General features: G+C 46.8%; 7 protein-coding genes. 5 read left to right on the top strand and 2 right to left on the bottom strand.

From position 1 onward, the window contains the following. The 5 genes from AC4MRN_RS17865 to AC4MRN_RS17845 all read left to right on the top strand — a co-directional run. Nucleotides 1–350, top strand: a 350-nt coding sequence (locus tag AC4MRN_RS17865; RefSeq protein ID WP_491204041.1) for an efflux RND transporter permease subunit, incomplete at its 5' end; no start/stop codon positions are given. Then, nucleotides 328–1005: a response regulator transcription factor gene (locus tag AC4MRN_RS17860; RefSeq protein WP_491204040.1), complete on the top strand. Its 678-nt coding sequence runs from the start codon at nt 328–330 to the stop codon at nt 1003–1005. The genes AC4MRN_RS17865 and AC4MRN_RS17860, both read left to right, overlap by 23 nt. Nucleotide 1006: 1 nt before the next feature. Then, nucleotides 1007–2281: a sensor histidine kinase gene (locus tag AC4MRN_RS17855; protein WP_491204039.1), complete on the top strand. Its 1275-nt coding sequence runs from the start codon at nt 1007–1009 to the stop codon at nt 2279–2281. Continuing rightward, nucleotides 2281–2562 (top strand): peptidylprolyl isomerase PpiC, encoded by a 282-nt coding sequence (gene ppiC, locus AC4MRN_RS17850; RefSeq protein ID WP_491204038.1) that lies wholly within the window; start codon nt 2281–2283, stop codon nt 2560–2562. Before AC4MRN_RS17855 ends, ppiC begins: the two co-directional genes overlap by 1 nt. 389 nt (nt 2563–2951) lie before the next feature. Beyond that, nucleotides 2952–4892, top strand: a complete 1941-nt coding sequence (locus AC4MRN_RS17845) for an alpha/beta hydrolase family protein (protein WP_491204037.1) — start codon at nt 2952–2954, stop codon at nt 4890–4892. Between the two features lie 412 nt (nt 4893–5304). Here AC4MRN_RS17845 and AC4MRN_RS17840 read toward each other — a convergent pair whose 3' ends face one another. Both AC4MRN_RS17840 and AC4MRN_RS17835 read right to left on the bottom strand, forming a co-directional pair. Beyond that, on the bottom strand, nt 5305–7416 hold the full coding sequence (locus tag AC4MRN_RS17840; RefSeq protein WP_491204036.1) for a 4Fe-4S binding protein: 2112 nt from the start codon (nt 7414–7416) through the stop codon (nt 5305–5307). 117 nt (nt 7417–7533) lie between these two features. Continuing rightward, nucleotides 7534–7960, bottom strand: a 427-nt coding sequence (locus AC4MRN_RS17835) for an outer membrane protein assembly factor BamB family protein (RefSeq protein ID WP_491204035.1), incomplete at its 5' end; no start/stop codon positions are given.

Genomic DNA, 7960 nt, shown 5'->3' with positions numbered 1-7960 from the left:
TGCTGTTGGTATCTCGCTATAATGAAATCCGTCGCGCCGGTGGAGAAGTGTTCGATGCTATTCAGCAAGCCTGTCAGGGGCGCTTACGAGCCATATTGCTGACGTCGTTTACCACCTTCGCCGGGTTGTATCCAATTCTGGGTGAAACCTCTAAACAGGCGCAGTTCCTGATCCCTGCTGCGGTGTCGTTAGGTTATGGTATTCTGTTTGCCACGTTTATTACGCTGTTGCTTATTCCGGCGCTGATTCTGATTAACGAAGACGCCCGCCGGGGAGTAAAAAAGCTGCTGTCTGCGGTATCAGGCAGGGCACAAGGGTCAACACATCATGATCAAACTGCTGCTGGTTGAAGACGACCTGGATCTGGCCGGTAATGTAATGGATTACCTGGAACTGGAAGACATCGTGTGCGATCACGCCAGTAACGGCGTGGCCGCCCTGCAGCTCTTGGAAGAAAACCGTTATCAGGTGGTTGTACTGGATATTAATCTACCGCGATTGGATGGATTACAGGTCTGTGCCCGGGCCAGAGAGCAAGGTAACGATACGCCCATTATTATGCTGACCGCACGGGACCAGCTACAGGACAAAATCACCGGCTTTGAACAAGGTGCCGACGACTACCTGGTAAAACCCTTCGCCATGGAAGAGTTGGTTATGCGGGTGAAAGCCCTGGCAAAACGCCGCAGCGCGCAAAACAAACAGCTGGCGGTGTCCGGTTTAGTCATGGACTTATCCGGTAAGTCGGTCAGCTACAATGGCGTGGTTTTACACTGTTCACCCACCGGTTTTAAGCTGTTAGAGCAGTTGATGCGCGCCAGCCCAAACCCGATTGACCGTGATGAGCTGATTGAGCTGGTTTGGGGCGAAGAAAGTCCCGACAGCAACAGCCTGAAAGTCCACATGCACAAGTTGCGCAAAGTGTTAAGCTCCGCCAGTGTGCCGATGGAAATTAATTTTAAAACCCAGGTTGGGTTCAGCCTGTCGCCAGTTCAGGAGTCGTAATATGGCCGCCATGAATATAAGTTTGCGCCGTTATGTGTTTATGTCGCTGTTTGTGCTGGCCAGTGTGGTGATTGCGACGTTTTCCTGGATGTCGGCCAATCAGTTTCTGGCAGGCATGGATGGCATGATGCGGGGTACTATGATCGATATAGCCCGTCGTACGCCGGTAGTCCAAGGCGCACCCGTGTCCGTACTGAGCTATACCATAGCAGCCGACTGGCAGGACTTGCCCGACACCATTCAGCAGCAGTTTAACCCCAAAAAACTCAAACCATTCCGGTTATATAAACACGTAGAACGCAACTCTATTTTTCAGCGACCTACCGTGGCTGAATTTGTGCTGATGGCAAAGTTCGACAACGCCAGGCCCGTCTACGTAACCCAGATGTTTAAACCCCGGGATGGCGACGACGAGCCCCCTTTTCATATGACCCGGGAAGCCTGGATCATGATCATTGGCATTGTGACACTGTTGTTGTTTAGCTTGCTGGTGGTATTAATGCAAAAGTCGGTGTCCCGCCCAGTTGAAAGGCTACGAGAGTGGGCAGCGAGCCTGCAAAATGCGCCGTTCCCTACGGCTCCGCCAACGTTTAAATACGCAGAACTGAACTCGTTGGCTGCACTGATATACCAGGCTATGCAGTCGGTGCACGACAGCCTTAAGCGTGAACAGAATTTCGTACGCCATGCCAGTCATGAATTGCGCACTCCTATTGCAGTCATTCGCAGTAGTACAGAGCTCATTAATCGCGTACGCCGCGATGCGCCCGAAGACAAGCTCAGCAAACCGCTGAAACGCATCGAGCATGCCTCTCACACAATGGAAGACCTAACTGAAACATTGTTATGGCTAGACAGACAGGACAATTCGTCGCTGTCGACATCGCCGGTAGCGTTGCACAGTCTGGTGACCACTATCAGCGATGAGCTCGCGTATCTGTTGCAAGGCAAAGAGGTAAGCGTTGCTGTTGAGACCAATGAGTACACCCTTGAAGCCAGCCCAATTGCAGTGCGAATAGTATTAGGTAACCTCATTCGCAACGCGTTTCAGCACACACAGGTTGGCTCGGTAACTATTAATCAAATTGGTGCCGGGGTTGAAATTATTAACCGAAATACCGACAAACCTGACTCTAAGGAAACGCAAACATCGCTGGGATTTGGGCTGGGTTTACAAATGGTAAGTCAACTAACGGCCGCAATGGGCTGGCAATACGAGTATAGTACGCGGGATAATGGCGTCCATTGTGTGCAAATAACATTTGAGGGTAACTAATGGCCACTGCAGCCGCCGTGCATATTCTGGTAAAAACCGAACAACAGGCGTTGGATATTTTAAAGCAACTCAAACAGGGTAAAAACTTTGCTGCACTGGCAAAAAAGCACTCTTTGTGCCCTTCGGGTAAGCGCGGTGGTGATCTGGGCGAGTTTCGTCGCGGGCAAATGGTTAAGCAGTTCGACGACGTGGTGTTTAAAAAAGAAGTGCTGAAAATACACGGCCCGGTAAAAACCAAATTTGGCTATCACTTAATTAAAACCCTTTACCGAAATGGTTAAAGTGCGATAAACACTTGTTTTAGTTAGACCGAATTTTTTACTTGCTACGTGAATTATGCTCAAATCAGGTCTCCTCTGACTTACCAGCGATATATGCTTTTAACACTGTTCACTGTGTTTCATTAGTGCGCAAATCGCATAACGGGTGCCGAATCGAACAATAGCGTTCATATAAAGTGCGCTTGTCCAGCAAAAGCTGTGTTTAATCTTTATTGTTTATAATCAATAAGTGAATTTGTACTTGTTGCTTGAGGGAGAGGTACTTATCAGAGATACTCACGAGCACAGCAATCAAAATATTAATTTGTAGGTCTGTTTCACGCATTGCAGAAAATAGGTGATTTGGCGCGTTGATTGTTGCGCAATTCCGATAACAATGGAGTATAAAAATGGAAAGGATGATTCCGATATTATTTTGTTTCTTAGTAAGTTTTTCACTATCCACCAGTGCAAAGAACGATATCCCTGTCGATAATTTTGCAGCATTACCGAGTATTTCTTCGCCATTATTGTCGCCCGATGGTCAGTTAATTGCAGCTGAGGCAACCATTGGAGAAACCACATCAGTGGTGGTGTTACCATATGGCAGTATTGATATGCAACCAATTGTACAATTGCAAAAGGGACGCGATCGCATTGAGTCATTTTACTGGCTAAATAACGAACGCATATTGGTTGAAGCGAGCTTCCCTGTTTTTAAATTTGGACGACGTTACCGTATTACTAAGCTTTACGCTGTAAATATTGATAGCAGTAACCTACAGGAGCTTGATTTACCTAAATTACTACGTCATGAATACGCAGAGCAGTTTACTTCATTAAGTGTAATTCACACCTTGCCTGACGACGAGAATCACATCCTGATTCAGGCGTTTACCGGCAAAGACCCTTCACCTGCAGTGTTCTTAATGGATATCAATGATAGTAGTGTGGAAAAGATCGTGTCGGCGGCCCATGAAATCGACAGCTGGGTTAGCAACCGCCATGGTGAGGTATTATTTGGCATCAACCGCGAATATAAGAAAGCCACCAAAACGACCGAAGTCGAATTGTTTAAACGCGTTGATGGCAAGCAGGATGAATGGGAACAGATCTACACCTACACAGCGGGTGAAGATTTCTATTTAAGCCCTGTTGCACTTAGTGATGATGAAAAATCGTTGGTGGTAATGACGGACTTTGAGCTCTATCGCGACCATTTACGACGTTTTGATTTAGAGAAACTGGTATTTAGTGAGGTTATTTTTGAAGTACCAGGCTACGACCTCGACAGAGCAATAGTTAAAAACAATAAACTGGTGGGGGCCATGTATACTAAGGATTTCACTACTATTGAGTATTTTGACGAAGCTCTCAAATCACGTCAGCAGATGCTGTCAAAGTCGTTTGGTGACAATCAAAGCTATATTTATTCCAGTAATACCAACAGTGATCGTCTGGTGGTGTCGGTTACCAACGGTCGCAGCCCAACTAAATTTTTCCTGGTAGATCTGAACACTCGTAAAGCCGGTTTTTGGTTGTCTATGTTTCCACAACTGGAAAATAAACCGTTACCGGGTAAAGAAGCCTTCGAATATACTGCCAGTGATGGTATGAAGTTAAATGGCTATTTTATGGCAGGATCAAATGGAGCCAAATCGCCGCTCATCGTTCTGCCTCACGGCGGCCCTCGCTCTCGGGATGATGCGCATTTTGATATTTTTGCGCAGTTGCTCGCACGTCGCGGATACGCCGTCCTACAGATGAACTTTCGTGGTTCGTCAGGCTTCGGGAATGGATACCAGATTGCGGGTTATCATGAATGGGGTCAGGATATGCAAACGGATGTGTATGATGCTGTTAACTGGGTAAAAGAAAATAAGCGAGCTGATGTCACTAACGCTTGTGCGGTGGGCTGGAGCTATGGTGGCTATGTTACGTTGGTCGCAGGTTATCAACGCCCTGACATGTTTAAATGCATTGTCAGTATTGCAGGAATATCAGACTTACCGGAATTGATTCGCAAAGACAGTTTTTATAGCGAGTATAAGGCTGACATAAAACGGATGATCGGTGATATAGATGATGCTGAGGATTTGGAATACTTGAAATCAAATAGTCCAATTAATCATGTCAGAGATTACAAAGCGCCAGTATTACTGGTCCAGGGTAAGAACGATACCAAGGTACACTATGATCAGGCTGAACTGTTTTATGACGAGCTTGATGATGCCGATAAAGAGGTTGAACTCCTCATGATCAAGGAAGCTACTCACAACCTGGATAACATCAACAATAGAATCAAAGCGTTTAAAGCGATAGACGACTTTCTATCCGATCACCTTGATTAAATGTGACTCCGTTGAAAAGTGTCTCGGGCTAGCTCCGCTAGTCCATCCCTTTTGTTCGTTTTATTTCAGAGGGGAGATTTGCGGAATGGTAACATTCATTGTTATATGCGTTATTCACAAAACGTGTAGAGAATTCAAGCGTTCATGCCTTGTTGAGTTTGGTCACGAAATCAGAATCACTGAATGCAAGAACCCGATATACTCTCCCTATACCAGCACCTAAATATCGGACCCTGTCTCCTACCTGAAAATCTATTACATTTGAGATGAACGTAACAGGAATTGGAGTATCAATCATGCTCTGACATCCTGGTATCGCTATGCAATCCTGAACGGAGTATGGTCATTCCGTTGCGGCAGGTAGAGCTATGAAGTGAAAATGAATCGCGGACTACGCGGTATAGACGTTATGCTATTTAATTTCGACTGTCAGCGAGTTTGCTATGTTTTGTATGGAACGAAGGGTTTTCTTGGTTTTTTTCAGTGGCGGACACAGGTCATCATTGTTGTAATATACAATGCATTCCAGACACTGCACACACTCGTTGTAATCTACTTTGCCTTCCGGCGTGATCGCCTTAATATCGCACTTGTGATAGCACATGGTACATGGCTTTCCGCATTCTTTGCGACGTGTGAGCCACTCGAACTTGTGGAAGTAACCCAGTATGGCTAACCCTGCACCCAGCGGGCATACGTAGCGGCAGTAAAATTTATTAATAAACAGTCCCGCCGCGAGCAAGGCGACGGTGTAAAGCACAAACGGCCAGTAGCGCACAAAGTGCAATGTAATCGCAGTCTTGAAGGGTTCAACTTCCGACAGGACTTCGGCGTCTGACAGCGATATATAAGACGTAATGACTAAGCCGCCCAGAATGGCGTACTTAATCCACCATAGTTTGCGGTGTACGGCGAAGGGAATTTTACGTTGCCGGATTCGGAATTTTTTCGCAACCCAGCCCACCATTTCCTGTAAGGCACCGAACGGGCAAAGCCAGCCACAAAATATCCCGCGGCCGACAATAAACAGGCTAACAAATACATAGCTCCAGAGGATGAACAATACCGGGTCCATCAGATAAATCTGCAGATCAAAGCCGGATTTAACACTTTGCAATATGGGGTAGATATTCACCACCGACAGCTGACCCTGCGCATACCAACCGATGAATATCAGGGTGTAAAACATAAAGCTCCAACGTATCCAACGAAAGCGCTTTTCATTGGCGGATAACTGATGTTGTAAAGCGAAGATGGCGGTGACCGCAATCAGGCTGAGCGCCAGTACGGTAATGACTGGCCAGCGCATTTTCCACACTCTTATCCAGGCCGGTTCCGGTTTGTATTCTTCAGTCGGCGCAGCGATATCGAACAAGTCCTTGGGCAAGGTGTAAGGGTGGGTGAGTTGGAGTTGTTGGCTAATTAAGTGGTTTTTAGCAATGTCGATGTTGAGGCTTAACTGCATAGGTAAGCTAGGGTTAAAACCTGACTGGGTATTTACTGCAAATATTTGAAGGTCGTTTGTGGCCTCCAAATTACCGGCAAGTTGCTGAGGTTCAAAGCTATAAAAATTCAGGTCACGCATACCAAATGGCAGGCCATTTTGCTGCAGGCTTACCCGGGTTGGTACCGTGCCGGGCTTAAATTCGGGTTCGAGGTAGCTGAAAAAGCCAGACGACATCACCATAAAGGCCTGCTCGTTGGGTTTTAACATCGCTAGCAGACGAGTAAAGTCGGCTTCGCCAAGCAGGTTTTTGCCAATTAATGGGCTATTTAAATAGGCGAAGTAAACCGTAAACGTTTCGCCATCCTGCAGATAAAAGGTGCCATCAGGGTAATCGTCGAGGCTTGCGCCCAATTCGTCTTCAAAGACCTCCGGACTTATTTCCCAGCGTTGGAGTAAACCGCGCTCGAAAAGTGTGTCGGTATTGAGCGGTTCATACAAGTCCGGTTTGGCTGTGGCAGCGGGGGCGCTGGCAAAACCAGTCAGTTTATTTTTTGCCACCTGTAATGCGGAAAGCAACACGGTATCGCTTATCACAATGACCGACACCGTGGCTTTGGTGACGCCATCTACGTGAACGGTATTGTCGTTAGGATTCGTGTCATTTGCAGCGCTATCAACAATCACGCGATTCGACACATTCTGACCAATATACTGGTCTATGAAGCGGTTCATAGGCTCCGGGCCTAAACCGTGTAAGAAAATGGGTTCGTGATGGTGCAGGACTTCAATACCCACAATATTGCCCTGCACGTCAATGCCAATGAGCAGGTTAATACGGTCACCGGAGAAACCGGGAAATTCAACTAAGTCATTGCTTTCGAATGCATAGCCAATGAGTTCCTGTAACTGATAAACCGGATAGACGGGGAAGTCGGAGGCTTTGTTGCCAATCACGGTCGCTTTGGGAAATAAGCGCTGAATTTGCTCCGGGCTGACGGATTCGCTGGCTTTACATTCCAGCACGATGAACAGGCTATTGAGAAAAATAACACAGATAATTAGAATAAAACGTTTCATCTGACTCCCTCAATAAAGCTGAAAAAGGGGCAAATGAACCACTACCTGCATTCACCCCCGAGGAGAGAAAAAAACGCGACGAAACGGTGGGACTAAAACGATTCGTCGCGTGGCCTCTTAGCTACGAGGCAATTTGAACGTCCAGACAGTACCGCCTTGGTTAATGTCTTTGACTTTCTTGGCAACTTCACCGCCCCACAGAGGAACAGCGCCACCCCATCCAGACACGATGCTCAGGTATTGCTCACCATCCTGTTCCCAGGTAATAGGTGAACCAACAATGCCTGAACCTGTGTTGAACTTGTATACGACTTCACCGGTTTTCGCATTGAAGCCATACAGGTAGCCTTCAGGTGTACCGGTAAATACCAGGTTACCCGCGGTGGCTAACACACCACCCCAAAGTGGCGCGTTGTTTTTGAATTCCCAAACAATCTCACCGGTTTTAGGATCAACTGCCTTCAGTGAACCAATGTGGTCGTACATTGACTTGATAGTGAAACCAGAACCTAAGTAGGCAGCCCCTTTCTTGTAGTTAACCGGC

Source organism: Marisediminitalea sp., from assembly GCF_984433645.1.
Note: the sequence above shows the minus strand (reverse complement) of the source record. Positions and strands in the feature narration are given on the sequence as shown.